At 47.7% G+C, this 23,168-nt stretch carries 20 protein-coding genes, 1 other RNA gene and 1 other annotated feature; of the genes, 3 read left to right on the top strand and 18 right to left on the bottom strand.

Going from position 1 to position 23,168, the window contains the following annotated elements; genetic code table 11:
* Positions 1–2: 2 nt before the first annotated feature.
* From Y79_RS0117385 to cymR, 4 genes are all read right to left on the bottom strand, one after another.
* On the bottom strand, positions 3–623 hold the full coding sequence (locus Y79_RS0117385; RefSeq protein WP_099744802.1) for a tetratricopeptide repeat protein: 621 nt from the start codon (positions 621–623) through the stop codon (positions 3–5).
* Positions 624–710: 87 nt separating this feature from the next.
* Positions 711–1,826, bottom strand: a complete 1,116-nt coding sequence (mnmA, locus tag Y79_RS0117380) for a tRNA 2-thiouridine(34) synthase MnmA (RefSeq protein ID WP_016938823.1) — start codon at positions 1,824–1,826, stop codon at positions 711–713.
* Between the two features lie 35 nt (positions 1,827–1,861).
* Entirely contained in the window at positions 1,862–3,001 is a 1,140-nt protein-coding gene (locus tag Y79_RS0117375; protein WP_016938822.1) for a cysteine desulfurase family protein, read from the bottom strand.
* Between the two features lie 19 nt (positions 3,002–3,020).
* The gene (gene cymR, locus Y79_RS0117370) at positions 3,021–3,437 is read right to left on the bottom strand and encodes a cysteine metabolism transcriptional regulator CymR (protein ID WP_003152730.1); all 417 of its coding nucleotides are present in this window, start codon (positions 3,435–3,437) and stop codon (positions 3,021–3,023) included.
* Positions 3,438–3,631: 194 nt separating this feature from the next.
* Between cymR and Y79_RS0117365 the strand changes: the two genes are divergently transcribed.
* Positions 3,632–4,897 (top strand): replication-associated recombination protein A, encoded by a 1,266-nt coding sequence (locus tag Y79_RS0117365; RefSeq protein WP_016938821.1) that lies wholly within the window; start codon positions 3,632–3,634, stop codon positions 4,895–4,897.
* A 117-nt stretch (positions 4,898–5,014) separates the two neighbouring features.
* Here Y79_RS0117365 and Y79_RS0117360 read toward each other — a convergent pair whose 3' ends face one another.
* From Y79_RS0117360 to Y79_RS1000000121405, 5 genes are all read right to left on the bottom strand, one after another.
* Positions 5,015–5,779, bottom strand: a complete 765-nt coding sequence (locus Y79_RS0117360; RefSeq protein ID WP_016938820.1) for a tRNA threonylcarbamoyladenosine dehydratase — start codon at positions 5,777–5,779, stop codon at positions 5,015–5,017.
* Positions 5,780–5,850: 71 nt separating this feature from the next.
* Positions 5,851–6,043, bottom strand: a non-coding RNA gene (ssrS, locus tag Y79_RS1000000121025) — 6S RNA.
* A gap of 62 nt (positions 6,044–6,105) precedes the next feature.
* A complete protein-coding gene (gene aspS, locus Y79_RS0117355; RefSeq protein WP_016938819.1) occupies positions 6,106–7,884 on the bottom strand; it encodes an aspartate--tRNA ligase in 1,779 nt (592 codons plus the stop codon).
* A gap of 14 nt (positions 7,885–7,898) precedes the next feature.
* Positions 7,899–9,173 carry a histidine--tRNA ligase gene (gene hisS, locus Y79_RS0117350; RefSeq protein ID WP_016938818.1) on the bottom strand — a complete coding sequence of 425 codons (1,275 nt, stop codon included), beginning with the start codon at positions 9,171–9,173 and terminating at the stop codon, positions 7,899–7,901.
* A 63-nt stretch (positions 9,174–9,236) separates the two neighbouring features.
* Positions 9,237–9,469 (bottom strand) — a binding site (T-box leader).
* Positions 9,470–9,529: 60 nt separating this feature from the next.
* Entirely contained in the window at positions 9,530–9,700 is a 171-nt protein-coding gene (locus Y79_RS1000000121405; RefSeq protein WP_016938816.1) for a YrzK family protein, read from the bottom strand.
* Between the two features lie 130 nt (positions 9,701–9,830).
* On the opposite strand from Y79_RS1000000121405, the gene Y79_RS0117335 reads away from it, so the two are divergent.
* Entirely contained in the window at positions 9,831–11,393 is a 1,563-nt protein-coding gene (locus Y79_RS0117335) for an N-acetylmuramoyl-L-alanine amidase family protein (protein ID WP_016938815.1), read from the top strand.
* Between the two features lie 26 nt (positions 11,394–11,419).
* On the opposite strand, the gene dtd is transcribed toward Y79_RS0117335, so the two are convergent.
* From dtd to Y79_RS0117295, 8 genes are all read right to left on the bottom strand, one after another.
* The gene (dtd, locus tag Y79_RS0117330) at positions 11,420–11,863 is read right to left on the bottom strand and encodes a D-aminoacyl-tRNA deacylase (protein ID WP_016938814.1); all 444 of its coding nucleotides are present in this window, start codon (positions 11,861–11,863) and stop codon (positions 11,420–11,422) included.
* Between the two features lie 12 nt (positions 11,864–11,875).
* Positions 11,876–14,080, bottom strand: coding sequence for a GTP diphosphokinase (gene relA, locus Y79_RS0117325; RefSeq protein ID WP_016938813.1), 2,205 nt, complete (start codon positions 14,078–14,080; stop codon positions 11,876–11,878).
* A gap of 157 nt (positions 14,081–14,237) precedes the next feature.
* A complete protein-coding gene (locus tag Y79_RS0117320) occupies positions 14,238–14,750 on the bottom strand; it encodes an adenine phosphoribosyltransferase (RefSeq protein WP_003152714.1) in 513 nt (170 codons plus the stop codon).
* Positions 14,751–14,755: 5 nt separating this feature from the next.
* Positions 14,756–17,116 carry a single-stranded-DNA-specific exonuclease RecJ gene (recJ, locus tag Y79_RS0117315; RefSeq protein WP_016938812.1) on the bottom strand — a complete coding sequence of 787 codons (2,361 nt, stop codon included), beginning with the start codon at positions 17,114–17,116 and terminating at the stop codon, positions 14,756–14,758.
* Between the two features lie 55 nt (positions 17,117–17,171).
* Complete coding sequence (locus Y79_RS0117310) at positions 17,172–17,498, bottom strand: LapA family protein (protein WP_016938811.1); 327 nt, start codon at positions 17,496–17,498, stop codon at positions 17,172–17,174.
* Positions 17,499–17,561: 63 nt separating this feature from the next.
* The gene (locus Y79_RS0117305) at positions 17,562–18,059 is read right to left on the bottom strand and encodes a cation:proton antiporter regulatory subunit (protein WP_016938810.1); all 498 of its coding nucleotides are present in this window, start codon (positions 18,057–18,059) and stop codon (positions 17,562–17,564) included.
* 132 nt (positions 18,060–18,191) lie between these two features.
* Positions 18,192–20,411 (bottom strand): protein translocase subunit SecDF, encoded by a 2,220-nt coding sequence (gene secDF, locus Y79_RS0117300; protein WP_016938809.1) that lies wholly within the window; start codon positions 20,409–20,411, stop codon positions 18,192–18,194.
* A 36-nt stretch (positions 20,412–20,447) separates the two neighbouring features.
* On the bottom strand, positions 20,448–20,744 hold the full coding sequence (locus tag Y79_RS0117295; protein WP_016938808.1) for a post-transcriptional regulator: 297 nt from the start codon (positions 20,742–20,744) through the stop codon (positions 20,448–20,450).
* Positions 20,745–20,857: 113 nt separating this feature from the next.
* On the opposite strand from Y79_RS0117295, the gene spoVB reads away from it, so the two are divergent.
* Positions 20,858–22,414, top strand: a complete 1,557-nt coding sequence (gene spoVB, locus Y79_RS0117290) for a stage V sporulation protein B (protein ID WP_016938807.1) — start codon at positions 20,858–20,860, stop codon at positions 22,412–22,414.
* A 6-nt stretch (positions 22,415–22,420) separates the two neighbouring features.
* Here spoVB and Y79_RS0117285 read toward each other — a convergent pair whose 3' ends face one another.
* Positions 22,421–23,077 (bottom strand): DUF421 domain-containing protein, encoded by a 657-nt coding sequence (locus tag Y79_RS0117285; protein WP_016938806.1) that lies wholly within the window; start codon positions 23,075–23,077, stop codon positions 22,421–22,423.
* Between the last annotated feature and the right edge of the window lie 91 nt (positions 23,078–23,168).

Genomic DNA, 23,168 nt, shown 5'->3' with positions numbered 1-23,168 from the left:
TGTTATGACTGAGTGATAAGCTGTTTCGCATGAAGCGCGAGCATATGATCAGGCTGTATGCCGATTGCGCCTTCTAGCATCTCAAGCGCCTTTTCACGATTTTCTTTGTAAGCGTAAGCGACTCCGGCATTATAAAATGCGTCCGCATGGCTTGGGTCCTGTTCAATCACCGTCTCAAACTGCGCCAATGCTTGATCCAGCATTTCTTCGTTTGCGAGACACATTCCGAACTGGAAGCGCGCTTCCGTGTCATTTTCGTTTAATTCAACGGCCCGCTGCAAATACGGCAGCGCAAGCTTCGGCTGCTCTAATTTGACGAGAACGGTGCCGAGCATATAAAACAAGTCTCCGTTTTCCATTCCGGAGCGAAGCGCTTTTTCAAACATATCCTTCGCCTCGGAAAACGATTCCTTCATCACGTATACATTTCCCGCTCCGTAATATGCGGCTGCCGCTGAATTGTCCAATTCAAGCGCTCTGTTGTAAAATGCAAGCGCGCGTTCAAGTTCGTTCACTGAAGAAAGCAGATTTGCGAAGTTGATGTACGGCACCGGATCTTGGCCGTTTTCCTCAATCGCTTTCGTGAAAGCCTCTGCCGCTTTTTCAAAATCGCCCTCCTGCATGGCATCAATTCCGATTTTATTATAATCCATTTTTAACTTCCTTTCGCTAAAAAACCCCAACATGCGAGTTGAGGTTTTTTACATGTGTTATACGTACCACAATTTTGTTCCGTCTTTATAAACGTCATCTATCGTTCCGCCGCCGAGGCACTCTTCTCCGTCATAAAAAACAACGGCTTGTCCCGGCGTTACGGCGCGGACCTGCCCGTCGAAAATGATTTCCGCTTCATCGGCACCCGTCATTTTCACCGTTACTTTGTGATCTTCCTGACGATAGCGGAATTTCGCCGTGCATGTCATTTCGCCGCCGTCCATCAGACCGGGACGCGTCCAGCTGATATTTGTCGCCGTGATTTTATCGGAATACAGAAGCGGATTGTGGAATCCCTGATCGACATACAGAATGTTTTTCTCGAGATCTTTACCGACTGCGAACCACGGCTCGCCGCTTCCGCCGATTCCAAGACCGTGGCGCTGTCCGATCGTATAATACATCAGTCCGTCATGACGCCCTTTTACTTCTCCGTCCATTGTCATCATATCGCCCGGCTGAGCAGGGAGATATTGGCTGAGAAACGTTTTGAAGTTGCGTTCGCCGATAAAGCAGATTCCCGTGCTGTCTTTTTTCGCAGCTGTCGCAAGTTCCGCTTCTTTGGCGATTTCCCGCACGCGGCTTTTCTGCAGATCACCGATCGGGAACATGACTTTGCTGAGCTGTTCCTGATTGAGCTGATTCAGAAAATAAGTCTGGTCCTTGTTTTCATCCAGACCGCGAAGCATGCGCACTGTACCTGCGCTTCTGTCCACGCGGGCGTAATGGCCCGTCGCAAGGTAATCCGCGCCGAGTGATAAAGCATGATCCAAGAAAGCCTTAAACTTAATTTCTTTATTGCACATGACATCCGGATTAGGGGTTCTTCCGGCTTTATATTCATCAAGGAAATACTGAAATACCTTTTCCCAATATTGCTTTTCAAAATTGACGGCATAATACGGAATTCCGATTTGGTTGCAGACCCGGATGACGTCTTCATAATCTTCAGTCGCCGTGCAAAAACCGTTTTCGTCCGTATCATCCCAGTTTTTCATAAAAATTCCGATTACATCGTAGCCCTGCTCCTTCAGCAGAAGGGCCGCCACAGAAGAGTCCACTCCGCCGGACATGCCGACTACGACTCTTGTATTCTCCGGCCGTTTTTCCATTTGCATTCACTCCATTAAAACGTAAGTCCGCCGTTTTAAGCAAGCCGTTTAACGACGTCGGCAAGCTTTTCGGCAGCTGTTTCGATTTGTTCCGCCGTATTGCCGAGGCCGAAGCTGAGACGGATTGACGAGGTCAGTCTGCCGCTTTCACTTCCGAACATGGCCGTAAGCACATGGGACGGAAGAACGGATCCCGCCGTACACGCGGATCCGCTGGAGACAGCAACGCCCTCCATGTCAAGATTGACCAGCAGCGCTTCCACCGGCACACCGGGAAAGTAAAGATTTAAAATATGAGGCAGGCAGTTCTCGGCATCTCCGTTCACCTCCGCTGTCACGCCGGCTTTTTCCAGCGTGCTCATGATGATGTTTTTAAACTCCTTAAACTTCGCTGTTTTCTCTTCCCGCTCACGGTTTGAAAGAACGACCGCTTCTTTTAAGCCGGCGATGCCCGGTACATTTTCCGTCCCCGCGCGGCGCTTTCGTTCCTGCTCTCCCCCGAAAAGAATCGGTGACAGCTTCACCTCTTGATTTACATATAAAAAGCCTGTCCCTTTTGGCCCGTTAAGCTTGTGACCGGAAACAGACAGCATGTCAATTCTGCTTTTTTTCACGTCAATCGGCATATAACCGAATGCCTGGACGGCATCTGTGTGAAAATAGGCCTGATGCCCGCTTAACAGCTCTCCGATTTCGTCAATCGGCTGAATGGTTCCGACTTCGTTATTGCCATACATGACGGTAACAAGGATTGTATCATCACGGAGCGCTTCTTTCACCTGATTTGCACTGATCCGTCCTGATGGGCCGGGGTTGAGGTATGTCACCTCAAAACCGTCTTCTTCCAGCTTTTCGCAAGCGTGCAGTACGGCATGATGCTCAACAGCGGTCGTAATGATATGCTTCCCTTCATTCTTCCGCGCAGCAGCCGTTCCGAAAATCGCTAAATTATCAGCCTCCGTGCCGCCGCTTGTGAAAATGATTTCCTGTTCTTTCGCACTGATTTCACGGGCGATGTCCGCTCTCGCTTCGTCGACCCATTTCCGGGACTCTCTTCCGAATGAATGGATGCTTGACGGGTTGCCGAAGCTGCCGAAGAAATGCGGCTTCATTTTTTCAAGCACACGCTCATCCATCGGGGAAGTCGCGGCGTGATCTAAATAAATCCGTTCCATTGTTTTTTACACCTCTGGTTTAAATATAGAACATATAAGCTTCCTGCTCGCCGTCCGTGTAGCTCGCAAGGTCTTCTAACGTCGTGCTGTCCAGCACGTCTTTTACGGCGTCGCGGATGCGGATCCATAGCTCCCGCTTGGCAGGCTCTTCATCCTCAAGAACTTCCACCGGGCTGATCGGTCCTTCCAGCACTCTGATAATATCTCCGGCCGTGATCTCTTCAGGCTGCCCGCCGAGCACATAACCCCCGTAAGCGCCTCTGATGCTTTTTACGAGTCCGGCGTTTCTGAGCGGTGATACAAGCTGTTCCAAGTAATGCTCAGAAAGGCTGTTTGTTTGGGCGATGCTTTTGAGCGACGTCGGACCGTCTCCGTGCTTTTTCGCCAATTCGATCATAATGGTGAGCCCGTATCTTCCCTTTGTCGATATTTTCAATATGAACACCCCAGTCAATTCTAATTGTTAATTTATACAAGTAAATGGATATGAATAATCTGTTTAGTATCTTATAGACCAACTGTTATTATAACATAACTTATCCTAATTTTCATTGAAACACGGGGCCTGCCGCAATTCGCTTTTCTAATCGTCCGTTTTCCGTTACCCTGTATATGTAAGGAGAGATGTTCATGAAACCACTGGCGTATCGGATGCGGCCTGCCAATATCGAAGACATTATCGGCCAGGAACACCTGGTCAAAGAAGATAAAATCATCGGCAGAATGGTGCGTGCAAAGCACTTATCCTCCATGATCCTGTACGGTCCGCCGGGCATCGGAAAAACGTCCATCGCCACGGCGATCGCAGGATCGACAAGCATCGCATTCAGGAAATTGAATGCCGTCATTCATAATAAAAAAGACATGGAGATTGTCGTACAGGAAGCGAAAATGTCAGGCCAGGTCATTTTAATCCTTGATGAAGTGCACAGGCTTGATAAGGGGAAACAGGATTTTCTGCTGCCCTATTTAGAAAACGGCATGATTATTTTAATCGGCGCGACGACTGCCAATCCTTATCATGCCATTAACCCGGCCATCAGAAGCCGAACCCAGATATTCGAGCTCGAACCGTTAACACCCGATCTGATCAAGCAGGCATTGAAAAGAGCGCTTACAGATGAACACCGCGGACTCGGTTCTTACAGCGTTTCGGTGGACGACGACGCGATGGATCATTTCGCGCAAGGGTGCGGAGGAGACGTCCGCTCCGCTTTGAACGCGCTGGAGCTTGCCGTGCTTTCCACAAAGGAAGCAAGCGACGGCACGATCCGGATTACACGGGAAACAGCGGAGGAATGTCTGCAGAAAAAAAGCTATACCCATGATAAAGACGGAGATGCGCATTATGACGTGTTATCCGCGTTCCAAAAATCAATCCGGGGCTCTGACGCAAACGCCGCCCTTCATTATTTGGCCCGTCTGATCGAAGCCGGCGACCTTGAAAGCATATCAAGAAGACTTCTCGTGATCGCCTATGAGGATATCGGCCTCGCAAGCCCGCAGGCAGGCCCCCGGGTGCTGAGCGCGATTCAGACCGCAGAACGGATCGGCTTTCCGGAAGCGAGAATTCCGCTGGCCAATGCGGTCATCGAATTATGCCTCTCGCCAAAATCAAACTCCGCCATCTCAGCCGTTGATGAGGCGCTTAATGATATCAGAGCGGGTAAAATCGGTGATGTGCCGAAACATTTAAAAGACGCCCACTATAAAGGGGCCCAAGAACTCGGACGCGGGATCGGCTATCAATATCCTCATGATTTCGAGAACGGATGGGTCGAACAGCAATACTTGCCCGATCCGTTAAAAAACAAACAATACTATAAACCGAAACAAACGGGGAAATTTGAAGCCGCCATAAAGCAAGTATATGAAAAACTGATGAAGAAAAAATAACCGGGCAAGGACACCCCATGTGTTCTTGTCTTTTTTGTTTGATACATGCCAAACCGTCCGTACAAGCGGCGGATTCAAATAAAAAACAGCCTTTCTTAAAGAAGGCTGTTTTTCTTTTTATTTATCTTTAACCCGTTTAATCTTGATGTCCTTTAAGAGCTCCATCACGACATGTCCGCCCATAATCAGACCGGCCACTGACGGAACCCAGGCGTTGGAAGACGGCGGCATTTGCGCTTTGCGGATTTTCGCTTCATCATTCCCGACTTCTTTTCTGACGTCTTCACGGATGACGATCGGGCTTTCATCAGAAAAAATGACCTGTACGCCTTTTTTAATGCCCTCTTTACGAAGCCTTGTGCGGACGACTTTGGCAATCGGATCAGTATGGGTTTTTGAAATATCAGCAATCTGAAAGCGTGTCGGGTCTGTTTTATTCGCCGCTCCCATGCTCGAAATCAGCGGAACATCCCGTTTCAGACATTCTTTCATCAGATGAATTTTATAATGAATCGTATCCGACGCGTCAATGACGTAATCGAGCGGATACTCAAAGAACTGCTCATATGTCTCTTCTGTATAAAACATTTTTAAGGCGACGACATCGCAATCCGGATTAATATCCGCGATCCGCGCTTTCATCAAGTCCGTTTTCGGCTGTCCCACCGTCGACAAGAGCGCATGCAACTGGCGGTTTACGTTTGTAATGTCAACATCATCTTTATCGACAAGGACGATCCGTCCCACTCCGGACCTCGCCAGTGCTTCGGCTGCGAATGAACCGACTCCGCCGACGCCGAGAACGGCCACCGTGCTGTTTTTTAACGTGTCCAGCCCTTCTTTTCCAATCGCTAGCTCATTTCTGGAAAACTGATGTAACAAGAACCTCACTCCACATTCTGGTTTTATAAACTCGGCTTGTCAAAAAGCCGCTGGTTTCAGCGCACAAAAAATAAAGTCCCAATTGTGCCGTTGCAGCTTTCCTTCGTTTTGAACCCGCTCTCAGCAGGTGGGTGCCCTTTTTCAAATCTTGTAAGTCCTCTTTACCGAATGAAAAGAGGCATGTACGCCATTTAAAAATACGGGCTCCCAAAGCAAAAAAATGTTCGGTCAAAACTAGGTGTACAACTAACACATCAGGACTTTATTTAACTTGTCAAAATCATATCACAGCAGATTTTGATTTTCAAGAAACAAACTGCTGATCTTTACTGTTTCACTTTTCTTTTGACAGAAAGGTGAAGTTCTTCAAGCTGGGCGTCGCTTACTTCGCCGGGCGCTTCCGTAAGAAGGCAGCTTGCGCTTGCCGTTTTCGGGAAAGCGATCGTATCTCTTAAGTTTGTACGGCCTGCAAGAAGCATAACGATACGGTCCAGACCGAGCGCGATTCCGCCGTGCGGAGGAGCGCCGTATTCAAAGGCTTCAAGAAGGTATCCGAACTCCGCCTCCGCTTCTTCTTGTGTAAAGCCGAGAAGCCCGAACATTTTTTCCTGAACGTCTTTTTCAAAAATCCGGATGGAGCCTCCGCCGAGTTCATAACCGTTTAAGACGAGGTCGTAAGCCTGCGCTTTCATATCTTCAGGCGCTGTTTCAATCAGATCAAGGTCTTCACGGACAGGCATAGTAAACGGATGGTGAGCCGCATAGAAACGGCCTTCTTCCTCGTCATGCTCCAGTAACGGCCAGTCCACAACCCACAGGAAGTTGAAGAGGCTTTCGTCAATCAGGCCGCGTTCTTTACCGAGCTTTAAGCGCAGCGCACCGAGGGATTGAGCCACAACCTCAAACTTATCAGCGCCGAACAGGAGCAGATCGCCTTCAGAAGCATCCAGCGCTTCAGCCAGTTTTGCCTGCTTCTCATCATTAAAGAATTTCGCAATCGGGCCTTTTACGCCGTCAGCTTCAACTTTGACCCAAGCGAGACCTTTCGCGCCGTAATTTCCGGCAAAAACGCCGAGCGCATCAATATCTTTTCTGGAGTAGTCGCCGGCAGCTCCTTTAACATTGATCGCTTTTACAACACCGCCGTTGGCTACAGCTGATGAGAACACCTTAAATTCAGTATCTTTCACAATGTCTGATACGTCCGTCAGCAGCATGCCGAAGCGGGTGTCAGGCTTGTCGGAACCGTAGCTGTTCATCGCTTCTTCATATGTCATTCGCGGAAGCGGCAGCGATACTTCGACGCCTTTTGTTTCGAGCACGACTTTCGCCATCATCTTTTCCGCCAGAGCCATGATGTCTTCTTGACTCATAAAGGACATTTCGATATCAATCTGCGTAAATTCCGGCTGGCGGTCGGCACGCAGGTCTTCATCGCGGAAACAGCGGGCCACTTGATAATACCGCTCAAAGCCAGATACCATCAGAAGCTGTTTAAAAATCTGCGGCGATTGCGGAAGAGCGTAAAATTCCCCTTCATGCACCCGGCTCGGCACCAAGTAGTCACGGGCGCCTTCCGGAGAGCTTTTCGTTAAAATCGGGGTTTCAATATCAAGAAATCCGTTTTCATCCAAGAAATGGCGGATGGATTTTGTGACTTGATGGCGCATTTGCAATGTTTGAAACATCGCCGGGCGGCGCAAATCCAAATAGCGGTGTTTTAACCGGACGTCTTCAGAAACGTCAGCCGCCTGGTCACTGATCGGAAACGGCGGCGTTTTCGCCGTGCTGAGTACCGTCACTGCTTCGGCTTTAATTTCAATTTTACCGGTTTTCAGGTTAGGGTTCACCGTGCCTTCTTCACGGGCAGAAACCGTGCCTTCGATATCAAGCACATATTCGTTTCTGATTGCTTCTGCCGCGGCAAGGGCTTCTTTCGAGACGTCAGGATTGAACACAACTTGCACAATACCCGAACGGTCGCGCAAATCAATGAAAATCAAGCCGCCGAGATCGCGCCGTTTCTGCACCCATCCTTTCAGTTTGACGGTTTCGCCAATCGCTTTTTCAGTTATCTCGCCACAATAATATGTTCTTCCAAACATAGCGTTCCTCTCCTTCACTGCTTTTGATCTGCCTTTAACACTTGTATCAGCTCGTCTAACACCACTTCACGCTGCTCGCCTGTTTCCGCATCTTTTACATTGATTTTATTTTGGGCAAGTTCATCTTCCCCTAAAATCGCAATAAAGCGTGCGCCGAGACGGTCAGCCGTTTTGAATTGGCCCTTCATTTTTTTGTTTTCATAATCAATTTCACTTGAGATGCCCGCTTCTCTCAGTTTGTACACGAGGGATACGGAATAATCCTTCGCTTTTTCTCCTAGCGTCACGATATAGCAGTCAATCCCCTGGTTGACGGGAAGCTCTGCTTTCTCAGCGTCAATGGCTGCCAGCAGACGTTCGATGCTCATCGCAAATCCGATACCCGGCGCTTCAGGTCCGCCGATCTGTTCAACAAGCCCGTCATAGCGGCCCCCTCCGGCAAGTGTTGTAATCGCTCCGAAACCTTCCGCGTTGCTCATGATTTCAAAAGCGGTATGATTGTAGTAATCAAGCCCTCTGACAAGGTTCGGATCAATTTCAAACGGGATGCCGAGATCGTTTAAGTATTGTTTGACTTTCTCAAAATAAGCGGCTGATTCTTCATTTAAGTAATCAAGAATGGACGGTGCCGATTTCATCAGTTCATGTTCTCTGTCTTTCTTGCAATCAAGAATTCTGAGCGGGTTTGTGTGCAGGCGCGACTGGCAGTCTGAGCAAAATTCTCCGATGCGCGGTTCAAAATGTTTGACGAGTGCTTCACGGTAGGCTTTGCGGCTCTCCTGGTCACCGAGGCTGTTCAGCACAAGCTTGACATTTTTCAAACCGGCTTTACGGTAAATGCTCATCGCAAGCGCAATGACTTCTGCATCCACAGCCGGATCTTTGGAGCCGATCGCTTCAATTCCGAATTGATAGAATTGGCGGAAGCGTCCCGTCTGCGGACGTTCATAACGGAACATCGGTCCGACATAATACAGCTTCGTCGGCTGCACCGGGTTCGCAAATAATTTATTTTCATTGAACGCGCGGACTGCAGCGGCTGTTCCTTCCGGCCGAAGCGTCAGGCTTCTCCCTTTACGGTCTTCGAACGTGTACATTTCTTTCTGCACGATATCTGTAGACTCACCGACGCCTCTTGCGAACAATTCCGTATGCTCGAAAATCGGCGTGCGGATTTCTTTATATTGATAAGTGCGGCACGTCTCTCTCATAATTTGTTCGACGAACTGCCATCTGTCTGATTCACCCGGCAGTATATCCTGTGTGCCTCTTGGAATGTGATATGCCATGTAACAGGCCTCCTTAATGTCTTTCTTCAAATAAAAAAACTCCCGCTCCTACTATACATGTATAGTAGGGACGAGAGTTATACCCGTGGTGCCACCCTAGTTGGAATGCTGAAGCATCCCCGCTCTGACCGTTAACGCAGGTTCACGTCCGCTGCCTAATGACTCGCAAAAGCGTTCAGCAGGGAACCTCCGGAGTGTTGTTTCGAGAAAGATGCAGTGCGGATCCGCTTTCAGCCCGGGACGGTTCCTCTCTTCTCCATGCATTCTGACCTACTCTTCTCCATTATCGGTTCAAAATCGTTATTTTGACTTATGTACATCAATTTCTATTATAATAATGGGATTGCACTCCCCTGTCAAGTTTTATTCCGTCTGTTTTTCCTTGCGACTGCATCTTTCGATAAAAGACCGAACTCCGTCGCCGTCTCTTCAAGAAAACCCGCCTTCTCTTTATCGCTCTGATCACTGAAGTGCAGATTTCCTTCCGCATCGTGCAGCGCGCGTCCCATTTTTGGTTGATATTTCATGATTTGCACACCTTTTCGCTGTATTTACAACTAGTATAAACAAACCATTTTATTTTTATTTAACATTCAACAAGGAAAATACGATATTATACAAGAATGTATTTTAGTTAGTTCAGAAAGGAGGACAGCCATGAATAAGAAAACTCTTGCTCTTATTTTATGCGGCGTCATCATCACGGCACTTCTTCCGTCATTTCATACCGCAATCGCCGCTGAGGGAGAAGCGGTTATCGCGACAGACAAGATCAATGTCAGAGGCGGTCCCGGCCTGAGCTATGGAATAAAGGCTGAAGTGAAAAAAGGGGAAAGATACCCGATCACAAAAGAAGAGGGAGACTGGGTACAGCTCCAGCTGAGTCCCGGTAAGACCGGATGGGTCGTTTCCTGGCTGATATCAAAAACAGCCGGAGGAGCAGACCATTCATCCGCCACAAGCGGAACGGTCACTTCCAACGACCCTGATCTCCGCATCAGAAAAGGCCCGGGGACATCATATGAAGTCATCGGCAAACTTCCGCAAGGCGCACATGCTTCTGTGCTGGACAAGAACAGCGGCTGGGTGAATATTTCTTATCAAGGCACAAGCGGGTGGGTTTCTTCCGAATACGTCACCGCAGACAGCGGCGGATCGGATACGAAAGCAACTTCATCCCAAAACGGTTCAAAGAACGGGACGGTAGGCGTTTCTTCATTGAATGTCAGAAGTGCAGCGTCACATGATTCAGCGATTATCACTAAATTATCACGCGGAGCAAAGGTTTCCATCTTAAGCGAAGACCACGGCTGGCTGAAAATTGAAGCAAACGGGCAAAAAGGCTGGGCAGCAAGCCACTACATCATAAAGGATTCCGACTCATCGGACACCCCGTCCGAATCGGGAGACGGCTCTGAGGGCTCAGGCTCCTCGAAAAAAGCGTATATCGTTTACGGCGGCACCAACCTAAGGAGCTCAGCCTCGACTTCCGCTTCTATCGTAAAAAGAGCGGATAAAGGCGCAGCCTATCCGATTGTCGGTTCAAGCGGCAAGTGGTATGAAGTCCGGCTGGAAAACGGACAAACGGCATATGTGGCAAACTGGGTCGTGCAAACGTCAAAAAGCGGTGAAGAAACAGGAGAAGCACCTTCTCCCAACACGTCAGGCGGCAGCGGATCGCTCAAAAACAAAACGATCGTCGTTGATCCCGGACACGGAGGAAAAGACAGCGGAACGATCGGCTACTCCGGAAAGTTTGAAAAAAACGTAACGATTAAAACAGCTAAGCTGTTAGCCGGAAAATTGAGAGCCGCCGGGGCAAACGTGTATATCACAAGGCAGGATGATACATTTATCAGCCTGCAGGCCAGGGTTTCAACGTCCCATTACCGGAATGCGGATGCCTTTATCAGCATCCACTATGACAGCTATGCCGATACGTCAACAAGAGGAAGCACGGCTTATTATTACAGTCCGTCTAAGGACCGTCAGCTTGCCTCAGACGTCCATTCTGAAGTAGCGAAGCGTTCACCTATTCCTGATCGCGGCGTTCTGTTTGGAGATTATTACGTCCTGAGGGAAAATAAACGGCCTGCCCTGCTGTATGAGCTCGGCTATCTCAGTCAACCGCAAGAAGAAACAATCATACATAGCGGCTCTTACCAGGAAAAAGTGACAGACGGAATTGAAAGCGGATTGGAACATTATTTTCAATCATAAAAAAAGCTGCCGAACGGCAGCTTTTTTTATTGTTTAGAATCCATAATCAATGTAACGGGCCCGGAATTCGTCAGCTGAACATCCATCATGGCCCCGAATATTCCCGTTTCAACTTTGACTCCTTTTTCCCGAAGAAGTTCGTTCCACTTTTCATAAAGGAGCAGAGCCTGATCCGGTTTGGCCGCATTCATAAAATTCGGGCGTCTCCCTTTCTTTGTTTCGCCGTAAAGCGTAAACTGGGAAACTGATAAAATCTCTCCGCCCGTATCTAAAAGCGATAAATTCATCTTGCCGCTTTCGTCCTCAAAAATCCGGAGATTCACGATTTTATCCGCCAAGTAAGCGGCATCTTCCTCTGTATCTTCATGAGTGACGCCGACAAGCGCCATAATACCGGGTCCGATCCGGCCGGCGACAGCGCCGTCAACCGTCACACTCGCTTCTGTTACACGCTGAACAACTAATTTCATAGCAAGCTCCTTTTAGTTCATAACCCGTCGGACTGAATAGATGTCTCTGATCTGCTTAATCCGCTCGACCACTTTATGCAGATGATTGATGTTTTGAATAAAAATCGCCATATGAATCGTAGCGACTTTATTGCGGTCGGATTTGCCGGATACAGACGAAATGTTGGTTTTCGTTTCATTTACGGCCTGGAGTACTTCATTTAACAGCCCGAGACGGTCATACCCCAAAATCTCAATCTCAACGTTATATTCTTTGCGTCTTTGAACCTGTGATTCATGTTCCCATTCAACAGGGATCAGACGTTCCTGCGCTTCATTCGTTTTTACATTCGGACAGTCATCACGGTGAACGGATACACCGCGGCCTTTTGTAATAAAACCGACAATATGGTCTCCGGGCACGGGATTGCAGCATTTCGACAAACGGACGAGAAGGTTGTCGATGCCTTTCACGCGCACACCCGCTTCCCGTTTTCTTCCTTGCGGATACTGTTTCGGCTCGGAAGCGACTTCCTGAACGATTTTTTCCTGCTCTTCCTGATCACGCTGCTTCCGTTCTTTTTCAGTGAGCCTGTTGGCCACCTGCAAAGCGGTAATGCCGTTATACCCGACAGCCGCGTACATATCCTCTTCATTTGAGAAATTAAACTTGTCGGCAACCTTTTGAAGGTTTTCGAGCGTTAAAACATCCTTCACTTCAAAATCAAGATTTTTAATTTCTTTCTCGACAAGTTCACGGCCTTTTTCGACGTTTTCTTCACGGCGCTGTTTCTTAAAGAACTGGCGGATTTTGTGTTTGGCCTGCGACGTCTGAGCGAGTTTGACCCAGTCTTGGCTCGGTCCGTACGAATGCTTGGACGTCAGGATTTCAACGATGTCGCCCGTCCGGAGCTTATGGTCAAGCGTCACCATTTTCCCGTTCACTTTCGCTCCGATTGTTTTATTGCCGATTTCCGAGTGAATCCTGTAGGAAAAATCAATCGGCACAGAGCCTGACGGCAGTTCAATGACATCGCCTTTTGGCGTAAATACGTATACCATGTCAGAAAACAGATCGATTTTCAGCGATTCCATAAATTCTTCCGCGTCGGTAGACTCGTTTTGGAATTCCAGAATTTCGCGGAACCAGGACAGTTTTTTCTCAAATGTCGCTTCTTCGTTTGCAGCCTTGCCTTCTTTATATGCCCAGTGCGCGGCTACCCCGTATTCAGCGATCTCATGCATCTCAAATGTTCTGATCTGCACTTCCAGCGGATCACCCTTAGGCCCGATTACGGTCGTATGCAGGGACTGATACATATTCGGCTTAGGCATCGCAATATAATCCTTGAATCTGCCCGGCATCGGCTTCCAGCACGTATGAATAATGCCGAGTACGGCGTAGCAGTCTTTAATGCTTCCGACAAGAATACGGACGGCGAGCAGATCATATATTTCATTGAACTGTTTATTTTGCAGCGCCATCTTGCGGTAAATACTGTAGATATGCTTCGGACGGCCTGAAAAGTCCGCTTTGATATTCACTTCTTCGACGCGTTTTTTGACTTCATTGACAACCTCTTCGACATAAAGTTCGCGTTCCGCGCGCTTTTTCTTCATGAGGTTGACGATTCTGTAGTATTGCTGAGGATTCAAATAACGGAGAGCGGTATCTTCAAGCTCCCATTTAATTTTCGAAATCCCGAGCCGATGTGCCAGCGGAGCGAAAATTTCCAGCGTCTCATTTGAAATTCTCCGCTGCTTTTCCTGCGGAAGATGCTTTAACGTCCGCATATTATGAAGGCGATCCGCCAGCTTGATCAATATGACTCTGATATCCTGAGCCATAGCGACAAACATTTTTCGGTGGTTTTCCGCCTGCTGCTCTTCTTGAGATTTATACTTAATTTTACCGAGCTTCGTTACACCGTCGACAAGCATCGCCACTTCTTCAGAGAATGCTTCCTTCAGGTCATCGAGGGTGACATCCGTGTCTTCCACCACATCATGCAGAAAACCGCCCGCAATCGTGGAAGGGTCCATTTCCAGATCGACGAGGATTCCCGCCACCTGAATCGGATGAATGATGTACGGCTCACCTGATTTGCGGTACTGTTCGCGATGCGCGTCTTGCGCATACAGGTAAGCTTTCTCAACAAACGCAATCTGCTCCTCCGGCAGATACGTGCGCGCTTTATCTATTACTTGCTCGGCAGTCAATACTTGTTCGTTCGCCATGGAATCACCTTTTTTAAATGTAAACTGTATTAGTTTATTATCAAGAAAAAAACGAGAGATGTAAAGGGCAGAAGTTCAAAACACCTAAAGAATCTGTCAGGATGATGAAATAATAGGAAAAAAGCACCCTGACTCGAGTGCTTTTTTCCATATGCGGTTAATATTTCATTAATGTTAAAATATCGTAATCGTCAAGCTTGTCTCTGCCGTCAAGGTAAGAAAGCTCGATTAAAAACGCAATACCGGCTACGACGCCGCCCAGTTCTTCGACAAGCTTAATCGTTGCTTCGATCGTGCCGCCTGTTGCAAGCAAGTCATCAGTAATCAGCACGCGCTGTCCCGGCAGGATCGCATCTTTATGAATCGTCAGTACGTCTTTTCCGTACTCCAAACCGTAATCGACTTTAATGACTTCACGCGGAAGTTTTCCTTCTTTCCGAACCGGCGCAAAACCGACTCCGAGAGCGTATGCAACCGGACAGCCGATAATAAAGCCGCGCGCTTCAGGCCCGACAACTAAGTCAATTTCTTTTTCTTTTGCATATTCAACAATTTGGTCAGTGGCGTAACGGTATACGTCGCCTTTGTCCATCAATGTCGTAATATCTTTAAATTGTACCCCTTCTTTCGGGTAATCGGGCACAATTGTTACATATTTTTTAAGATCCATCTGTTCTATGTCCTCCTCGTACTTTCATAAGCCTCTGAACCTTGGTTCATCAGCTTATTCAGCCATTCCTTCAGCTCATGAGCCGCGGAATAATTGAGCTTCTGGTCTAATTCCATCAGCTGCTGTTTTACCTGGTAGGTTTGCGAATCTGCAAGGTCGCGTTTTTTCGCGCCGCTCACGACAGACAGCACACCATCTTCTATTTTAACAAAACCGAGATCAAAAAACACCTTTGTCATGAAATTGATTGTGTCAATTGACCATCCTTTGTGTCTCGCAAGCTCCGAACCATGCTTACTTAAGTCAAAATTGCCCCTTTTCAAGAGAAATGCGTAAAACCACTTGAAATCACTCCGCGATGGAAATGAGGACAGAAAATGTTCTTCATGATTGATAAAAACAAAATAAATCCGTTCCGGCTTCTTCCCGTCAAGCAAACGCTTGAGCCGCTCCTCTGACGGCGGCACATCCAGAAAGACGGCATACTTTCCGTCAAGCGGAAGATCCTCCGCCTCGGATTCCGACGTGATCTGAACCAGCTCGTCCGGCAGCTCTTCGCCACGAAGTTTTCGGGCAGTTTTTTCGTTAAAACTGATGAGCACCCGTTTTTCCTTCGGCAGCGCAGCAACCGTATCTTCCCACGTCCGCTTGCCTCTGATATCAAAAAGCTGCCATTCCAGCACCGCAGCGTCTTTAATCATCAGCTGGGGTTTCTTTCTGTTGTTCCATTCATTAATGGACATTTCGCCGACAATGGAAATCGCTGATCCGGGGACAATTCCGGCTTCCAGCTCTCCTTTGTTAAAGCCGACGCAGTCGAGAACGGCGGCATCATTTTTCACCGTCATTTTCACGTGATTTTTATTCGCTCCGATCAGGCGCACTTCATCAAGCACGGCGTTTTCCACCATGACATGCGGTTTAGGGTTAAGCATGCCGAACGGCGAGAGCATATTCAATTCTGTAATGCTTTCAACGGTTATGTCTTCGACGCCGCAGACAAGATCAACCTCCTGAATCGGGATAAAATCCTCTTCCGTAAGGGTTTCTTCAGCCAATTGATTCAGCCTGTCTCTTAAATCCGGCACATCTTCAGCCTTTAAAGTCATTCCTGCGGCCATCGGATGCCCGCCGAAATGAGGAAGAATGTCTCTGCACTGTGAAAGGCTCGTAAAAAGGTTGAAACCCCTGATGCTTCGCGCCGATCCTTTGGCGATTCCCTGCTCCTCATCTATCCCCAGCACGACAGCGGGGCGATAAAAACGTTCAGCGAGCTTCGATGCGACAATCCCGACAACCCCCGGGTTCCAGCCGGCTTTTGCCACTACAATGGCAGACGGGTTTCCGTCTTGCTGCTGAACCATTTCAACAGCCTCTTCGGTCATGGTTTTCACCATTTTCTGGCGTTCCTTATTCAGCCGGTCAATATCCGAAGCCAATTCCTCCGCTTCAAACTGGTCTTCGGTCATCAGCAGGTGCACGGCGGGATCAGCTTGTTCTATTCTTCCGACGGCATTCAGCCTCGGTGCAACCTGAAACCCGATCGTTTCCTCATCAGCTTGTCCGATATCCCCGCCGGAAAGCTTAATCAGAGCTTTGAGACCCGGCCGATTTGTCGTCCGAAGCTTTTCGATCCCAAGTGACGCAATTAATCTGTTTTCATCGTGCAGCGGCACCAGATCCGCAACCGTACCGATTGCCGCTAAGTCCAGCATAGCTTTCGGCAAAGAACCCGTAAGCGCGTGGGCAAGCTTAAACGCCACACCGACGCCGGCCAATTCTTTAAACGGATAGCTGCAGCCCGGCTGCTTCGGGTGGATGATCGCAAATACGTCAGGAAGCTCGGGTCCCGGCTCATGGTGGTCGGTAATAATGACGTCTAGGCCCAGCTCTTTTGCGACTTCAGCTTCATGAACGGCGGCGATGCCCGTATCCACTGTAATGATAAGCGAAAAACCCCGCTCTTTTATGGAGCGGAAAGCTTGTTCATTCGGGCCGTAGCCTTCTGTGAAACGGTCGGGAATATAAAAGTCAACGTTTGCTGACAGCTGTCTGAGTGCCGTCAGCATCACTGATGTGCTTGTAACGCCGTCTGCATCGTAATCTCCGTAAATCATAATCGGTTCCCCTTGAGAAACCGCCAGCTTTATCCGATCAACTGCTTCCCGCATTCCTTTTAATTCATACGGGTCATAAAAGTCTGCATCCTTTGTATGTAAAAAATGCCTTGCGCTTTCGGCAGTATCAAAACCTCTTTTTACAAGCAGCGATGCCACAAGAGGTGTTATGTCCAATTGTTCTGTGAGTGATTTGACCTTTTCCTGATCCGGCTGCTGGATTTCCCAGCGCATTTTTGACGCTAACATAAATTCACCCCTCAACCACCCTATTATACTAGAGCGGACTGAGGGGTTTCAAATGTTATTCTGATCCTTTTTTCTCTTCCAGTATTTCTTCCGGCGGTGCGGCCGGTTTTCTGCCGTCCGGATCAGCCGGCAATTCAGCAGCGGATCTGTTTTCTTTCCGCAGCATTTTAATTTCCCGCTTCAGCTTCATCACTTGAAATATACCGGCTGAAAATACGATCAGCGCTCCCATTAACACAGAGCCTAAAATGACTAAAATCAGCGGCCATTCAGCGGTGCCGAACAGATAATCAACCTCAACCGCCCGCACGTTAATGACAGCAAAAATGGCGACAATCAGAGTAAATAGTAAAGCGAATATAATAGTCCATTGTTTATTCATACGTCAGCCCCCAATTATTAATTCTTATCTTTTCCCTCATTTTCCAGGGATTAAACCCCGGTCTCAGGAAATCCGGGCCGTTAACTGCTCACGGACCAGCCTTTTCAATCCGCTTCTTTCCCCGGATAAGACGAGGGTGTCCCCTTCTTCAATTACAGTATCAATGCCGGGACTCAGCTGTTTTTGCCGGTTTTTCTTAACGATCGCAATAATCTGGACGTTGTAATGCTTCTTGATATCCAAATCTCCGATTGTGCGGCTGACAGCCGGTGCGCGGGATTCGGCTTTAAACCACTCAATAACGAGATCATCAAGTGCAACTTCCACAGATTCCAGCGCTTTCGGCTTATACGTCATCCCGCCTAAAATAGCGGAAATCTGCCTCGCCTCTTCATCGTTAAATTCAACGGATGCCAAGCATTCGTCATGGTCTTTCTCATCGAAGTAATAGAGCTCTCTTCTGCCGTCATCATGGAGAATAATACTGATTTTATCATGATTTTTCGTAATGATTTCGACTTTCTGGCCGATGCCCGGAAGTTCCGACTCACGAACATTCATAAGAACCCTCCTACATGTTTTTACAATGATGATTGATTATGTAAGCGTATGTCATTATAGCAAATGCAGGTTTTAAGTTCAACGCAGCCTAAAAAAACAGGCTGCCTTCTGCAAGACAGCCTGTTCCCCATTTTACTCTTCGATTGATTTTTTCCCTTTAAATTCTTTTCCTTTCCATACAAGCCACAGCTGTGAAGCGATGTAAAGAGAAGAATAAACACCCGTCAATAAACCGACCAATAAGGCGACTGAGAAGTTCGTAATTGACGATGAGCCTAAAATAAGCAGCACGACGACTACAATCACAACGGTCAAGACCGTATTAATCGAGCGTGTAAAGGTTTGCTGCAAACTCAGATTCACGATGTGTTCCAGATCGGCAAATGACTTCGGCTTGCGTTTTTTCATCTGCTCGCGTATCCGGTCAAATGTAACGATCGTATCATTTATCGAGTAACCGATTATGGTGAGAATAGCGGCGATAAAGGTGACGTCGACCTCCAGCCTTGTAATGCTGAAAAACGCGATGATAAAGAAAGCGTCATACAGCAGGGATACAATTGCGGCGACAGCCATTCTATACTCAAAACGTATTGATACGTAAATAATGATGCCGATTGATGCAATTGCCACGGCATATAAGGCATTACGGGCCAGCTCTTTTCCGACTGTCGGCGATACCGTGCTGACATTCGGTTCAGCTCCGTATTTATCCTTAAAGTACGTTTTGATTTCAGCGATCTTTTCTTTAGATGGCTCTCCGACAAACCGGGCTGCGGCAACATGGTTCTCTTTACCCGAGAGCACGATGTTTTCCGGATCCATGCCGAGAGAGTCAAAGTCTTTTTCAACCTGCTGTGCCGTCAAGGCATGATTGCTCTGCACGTCAATCCGCGCGCCGCTTGCAAAATCGATTCCCAGGTTGAGCTTAAAGATCAGCAAGATGATAATTCCCGCAACGGTTACAACGCTTGAGAAAATAAAGAAGTATTTTCGTTTGCTCGTGAAATCCCATTTCTGGAATGCCGTATGCGGTTCAGTATTTTCGTCGGTCTTCTGAATATCCATAATGTGTTTTTTCTTGACGCCGAACCAGCCTTTTTTCCGGTCAAGCCATCTGCTTTCCACAAGAAGGGCGAGCAGGAATCTTGAAAGGAAGACAGCTGTAATAAAGCTTGTCAGTATTGACAAGATCAGCATCGTCGCAAACCCTTTTACAGAGCTTGTCCCGAAAATAAAGAGCACGACCGCTGCGATGATCGTTGTGATATTCGCATCGAAAATCGTCGCAAATGACCGTCTGTTCCCTGAACGGAAAGCCGAGCGGACGGATTTGCCGAGTTTCAGCTCTTCTTTTATCCGTTCATAGGTGATAATGTTGGCGTCAACCGCCATCCCGACACCCAAAATGAGCGCCGCGATACCCGGCAAAGTCAGCACAGCCTGCATCCAGTCAAACACTTGCAGCGTAATATACACGTATACAGAAAGCGTAATGACCGCTATTAGTCCCGGCAGTCTGTAATAAAGCAGCATAAATAAGAAAACAATTGCAATCCCGATGATGCCGGCCTCGACCGTATCATGTAAAGCCTGCTGTCCGAATTGCGCCCCTACTGAAGTAGAGTATTTTTCGGTCAGTTTCACAGGCAGTGCGCCCGCGTTTAAAATATTGGCCAAGTCCTTTGCTTTTTGAACGGTGAACTGGCCTTCAATCGTGACATCCTTTGTATTTAATTCCTGACTCACATTCGGAGCGGATACATATTTCGGATGTTTTTTGCCGACTTCTTTTTTAAATGAATCGCCTTTTTGATAATCGAGCCAGATGACGAGCTGATTATTAGGCGCCATTTTCTTGACCCTTTTCGTCACTTCTCCGAACTTGTCCGCATCCTTCAGTTTCACGCTGACAATCGGTTCGTTCGTTGTCGGATCAAAAGTTTGCTTCGCGCCGTTTTCCACGAGGTCAGAGCCGTTTAAAAGCTCTTTATCATTCGTGTCCCTGAATGAGAGCTGCGCTTCCGTTGAGAGAATTTCGCGCGCCCTGTTCTGATTCGTGACGCCCGCCAGCTGTACGCGGATGCGGTTGTTCCCTTCAATCTGAATGTTCGGTTCGCTTACGCCGAGAACGTTAGCCCGGCGGTTCAGCGCCTGCACCGTGCTGACGAGCACGTCTTTTGTGATTTTATCGCCTTTTTTGACGGGCTGCACGTCGTACAGTACTTCAAACCCGCCGCGTAAATCCAATCCTAACGTAATATTATTGGCAGCCGGTTTTGTAAAATACCCCAGCCCTGTGCCGATTAATAATACGATCAGGAAAAACGCAATCAAGCGTCCTTTTTTCATTATGTATTTCCTCCTTAAACCTATGCCGTCAAATCATTATCTCAGCAGTTCATCCAAAGCTTCCTGACCTTCATCGCTTTCCAGCCAATTAGACGACTTAAAAGCTTCAACGGTTGCATAGTTCATAAAATCGCCAATTTTAACTGATAAAATATCGCCGGCCAATTCATACAGCGGCATTTCCTTTTTCTGTTTCCACTTTTTATGTATTAGGTATGACCATAAACTCTCGTGTTCAACATCATCGTATCCAAGAATTTTGAACTCTTCAAGTTTACTGTACAAAAAAGGCCGCAAATGATCCTTATACATTTCGGCGGGATGCTTCTCCATAGGCGCTCGCTCCTTTTTCCCTTTTTCTCGAAGACTTGTCATGCTCGGACGACATCGGCGCATATCTTTATTGTATATGATTCCAGGTAGTTTGAGAAGGCAGGGGTTATAAAATGGCAAAACAGACTTTTTTAAGGGGCACTCTTATTCTCATCGCAGCCGGGATGATTACAAGAATGCTCGGCTTTGTCAATCGGGTGGTCATCGCCCGGTTTATCGGTGAAGAAGGGGTCGGATTGTACATGATGGCTGCCCCGACATTTTTCTTGGCCACCACTTTGACCCAATTCGGCCTCCCTGTTGCCATCAGCAAGCTTGTCGCTGAAGCAAGCGCCCGGGGGGACCGGCAGAAAATGAAACACATTTTAGTGATGTCGCTTACCATCACCGGGATATTAAGTCTCATCTTCACGCCGCTGTTTTTATGCTTTGCGCCGATTATGGCGGAAACGATGCTGACTGATCAACGCACGGTTTACCCGCTTCTGGCGATTACGCCCGTCGTGCCTATTATCGCAATCTCCAGCGTGCTGCGCGGTTATTTTCAGGGCAGGCAGAATATGAACCCGCTGGCATTTTCCCAAGTGCTTGAGCAGATTGTGCGGATTTCACTTGTAGCGGTCTGCACGACAGTGTTTCTGCCGTACGGGATTGAATATGCCGCAGCCGGAGCCATGATTTCGTCTGTCATCGGAGAGCTCGCCTCTCTTATTTATTTATTCATTTGTTTCAAAGCTAAAAAAACAATCAGAATCAGAAAACAATTTTTCAAATCGATTGCAAATGGAAAAGAGACCTTCCGTCAGCTGATGAGCGTATCGCTCCCGACAACCGGAAGCCGATTCATCGGAAACTTGTCTTGGTTTTTTGAGCCTATTGTCGTCGCGCAGAGCCTTGCAATTGCAGGAGTCGCCACCGCTGCTGCCACCAGCCAGTACGGGGAGCTGACCGGATTTGCCATGACGGTTTTGACGCTGCCCAGCTTTATAACCTATTCTCTGTCAACGGCCCTTGTTCCTGCGATCAGTGAAGGAATGGAGCAAAAAAAGCTGCAGGTTGTCGAATACCGTCTGGAACAGGCGATGAGGCTCTGTCTTTTAAGCGGGGGTATTTCGGTGGTTATTTTATTCTCTTTCGCTGATGAGCTGATGTCCGTCATGTACGGATCGACTAATGCGGCCGTTTTTATTAAAGTCATGGCGCCGTTTTTTCTGCTCTATTATTTTCAGGGGCCCCTTCAAGCGGTGCTGCAGGCGCTCAATTTAGCCGGAGCCGCCATGATGAACAGTTTTATCGGCGCCGCTGTTAAAACAGGCCTTATTTTTGTGCTGGCGACCAGGCCTTCTCTGGGCATTATGGGCGCCGCATTGGCGATTGTGACAGGAATGGTGCTCGTCACCCTTCTCCATGCGGCCACTGTAAGCAAAGTGCTTCCGATCAGCATTAAAATAAAAGAATACGCGCTCTGTTTTGCAGTCATATTCATCTGCGGTTATGTGAGCCGATTCATAAAGCGCGCCGTTCATTTTTCAGGGTCAGAGGCCGTTAATCTTACAGGCTGGATTGCCATGACCGTCATACTATATATTGTGCTTCTGCTGTTATTCAGGCTGATTAAAAGGGAGGAGCTGATCCGGATTCCGGTCATCGGACGGTTTGTGACGCGGTGAAACCGGTTAAGGCTCTCCTTTTTCATCTTTAAGATCAATAAAAAAAGCGCCGTCCGTAAACGTGCAGAATGATATTTCCGAAAGATCCTGATATCCTCTTTTCGCTAAGTTTTTTTCCAGCCAGTGTTTATCTTTCCCGATTCTGTCCAGATGCTCGTTCTGAATGACCCCGTCAACGATAAGCGATGTTTCCATCTGCTTCTCCTTATTGTTTTTCTTTTTGACGATTGACAGTTTGCCCGAAGACTCCAGAATGGCATATGATACGTCAGAAATCCTTTCGACGTTATTTTCCCTCAGCTGCATAAGAAGATCGTCAAAATTGTAGCGTTGCGATCTCATCGCCCGTTCGTCAATTTTCCCCTGTTTTATAATAATGGTGGGTTTTCCGTCAAGCAGCTGCCGTATTTTTTGGCTTTTGAGCGAGACAAAAGCAAGGCTTACTTGAATAATCATTAAAATGACAATCGGCACAATGGTATGCAAAAGCTTATCTTCTACATTTTCAATTGCCAATACGGCAATCTCGGCAATCATAATGGAAACGACAAGGTCTAAAATGCTCAGTTCTCCGATTTCCCGTTTTCCCATCAGTCTGAAAATCACAAGAATGATAAAATAAAGCACTATCGTACGAAACGTAATAATGAAAATATCTCCCATATCGCACCTCCAACGGTCATAGCATTTGCGATCCGCTCTGTTTTATGTAAGAAATGAACTGAACATGATGCTTTTACGTCTAATCCGAACA

The sequence above is a fragment of the Bacillus siamensis KCTC 13613 genome, from assembly GCF_000262045.1.
Taxonomy (GTDB): Bacteria; Bacillota; Bacilli; order Bacillales; family Bacillaceae; genus Bacillus; species Bacillus siamensis.
The sequence above is the reverse complement of the archived record's forward strand: the minus strand, read 5'-3'. Positions and strand labels throughout refer to the sequence as shown.

Excerpts from the sequence above, each read along its gene's own strand:
- Y79_RS0117385 (WP_099744802.1), bottom strand. The coding sequence starts at position 623 with ATGCAGGAGGGCGATTTTGAAAAAGCGGCAGAGGCTTTCACGAAAGCG.
- mnmA (WP_016938823.1), bottom strand. The coding sequence starts at position 1,826 with ATGGAAAAACGGCCGGAGAATACAAGAGTCGTAGTCGGCATGTCCGGC.
- Y79_RS0117375 (WP_016938822.1), bottom strand. The coding sequence starts at position 3,001 with ATGGAACGGATTTATTTAGATCACGCCGCGACTTCCCCGATGGATGAG.
- Y79_RS0117365 (WP_016938821.1), top strand. The coding sequence starts at position 3,632 with ATGAAACCACTGGCGTATCGGATGCGGCCTGCCAATATCGAAGACATT.
- aspS (WP_016938819.1), bottom strand. The coding sequence starts at position 7,884 with ATGTTTGGAAGAACATATTATTGTGGCGAGATAACTGAAAAAGCGATT.
- hisS (WP_016938818.1), bottom strand. The coding sequence starts at position 9,173 with ATGGCATATCACATTCCAAGAGGCACACAGGATATACTGCCGGGTGAA.
- Y79_RS1000000121405 (WP_016938816.1), bottom strand. The coding sequence starts at position 9,700 with ATGAAATATCAACCAAAAATGGGACGCGCGCTGCACGATGCGGAAGGA.
- Y79_RS0117335 (WP_016938815.1), top strand. The coding sequence starts at position 9,831 with ATGAATAAGAAAACTCTTGCTCTTATTTTATGCGGCGTCATCATCACG.
- dtd (WP_016938814.1), bottom strand. The coding sequence starts at position 11,863 with ATGAAATTAGTTGTTCAGCGTGTAACAGAAGCGAGTGTGACGGTTGAC.
- relA (WP_016938813.1), bottom strand. The coding sequence starts at position 14,080 with ATGGCGAACGAACAAGTATTGACTGCCGAGCAAGTAATAGATAAAGCG.
- Y79_RS0117320 (WP_003152714.1), bottom strand. The coding sequence starts at position 14,750 with ATGGATCTTAAAAAATATGTAACAATTGTGCCCGATTACCCGAAAGAA.
- recJ (WP_016938812.1), bottom strand. The coding sequence starts at position 17,116 with ATGTTAGCGTCAAAAATGCGCTGGGAAATCCAGCAGCCGGATCAGGAA.
- Y79_RS0117310 (WP_016938811.1), bottom strand. The coding sequence starts at position 17,498 with ATGAATAAACAATGGACTATTATATTCGCTTTACTATTTACTCTGATT.
- Y79_RS0117305 (WP_016938810.1), bottom strand. The coding sequence starts at position 18,059 with ATGAATGTTCGTGAGTCGGAACTTCCGGGCATCGGCCAGAAAGTCGAA.
- secDF (WP_016938809.1), bottom strand. The coding sequence starts at position 20,411 with ATGAAAAAAGGACGCTTGATTGCGTTTTTCCTGATCGTATTATTAATC.
- Y79_RS0117295 (WP_016938808.1), bottom strand. The coding sequence starts at position 20,744 with ATGGAGAAGCATCCCGCCGAAATGTATAAGGATCATTTGCGGCCTTTT.
- spoVB (WP_016938807.1), top strand. The coding sequence starts at position 20,858 with ATGGCAAAACAGACTTTTTTAAGGGGCACTCTTATTCTCATCGCAGCC.
- Y79_RS0117285 (WP_016938806.1), bottom strand. The coding sequence starts at position 23,077 with ATGGGAGATATTTTCATTATTACGTTTCGTACGATAGTGCTTTATTTT.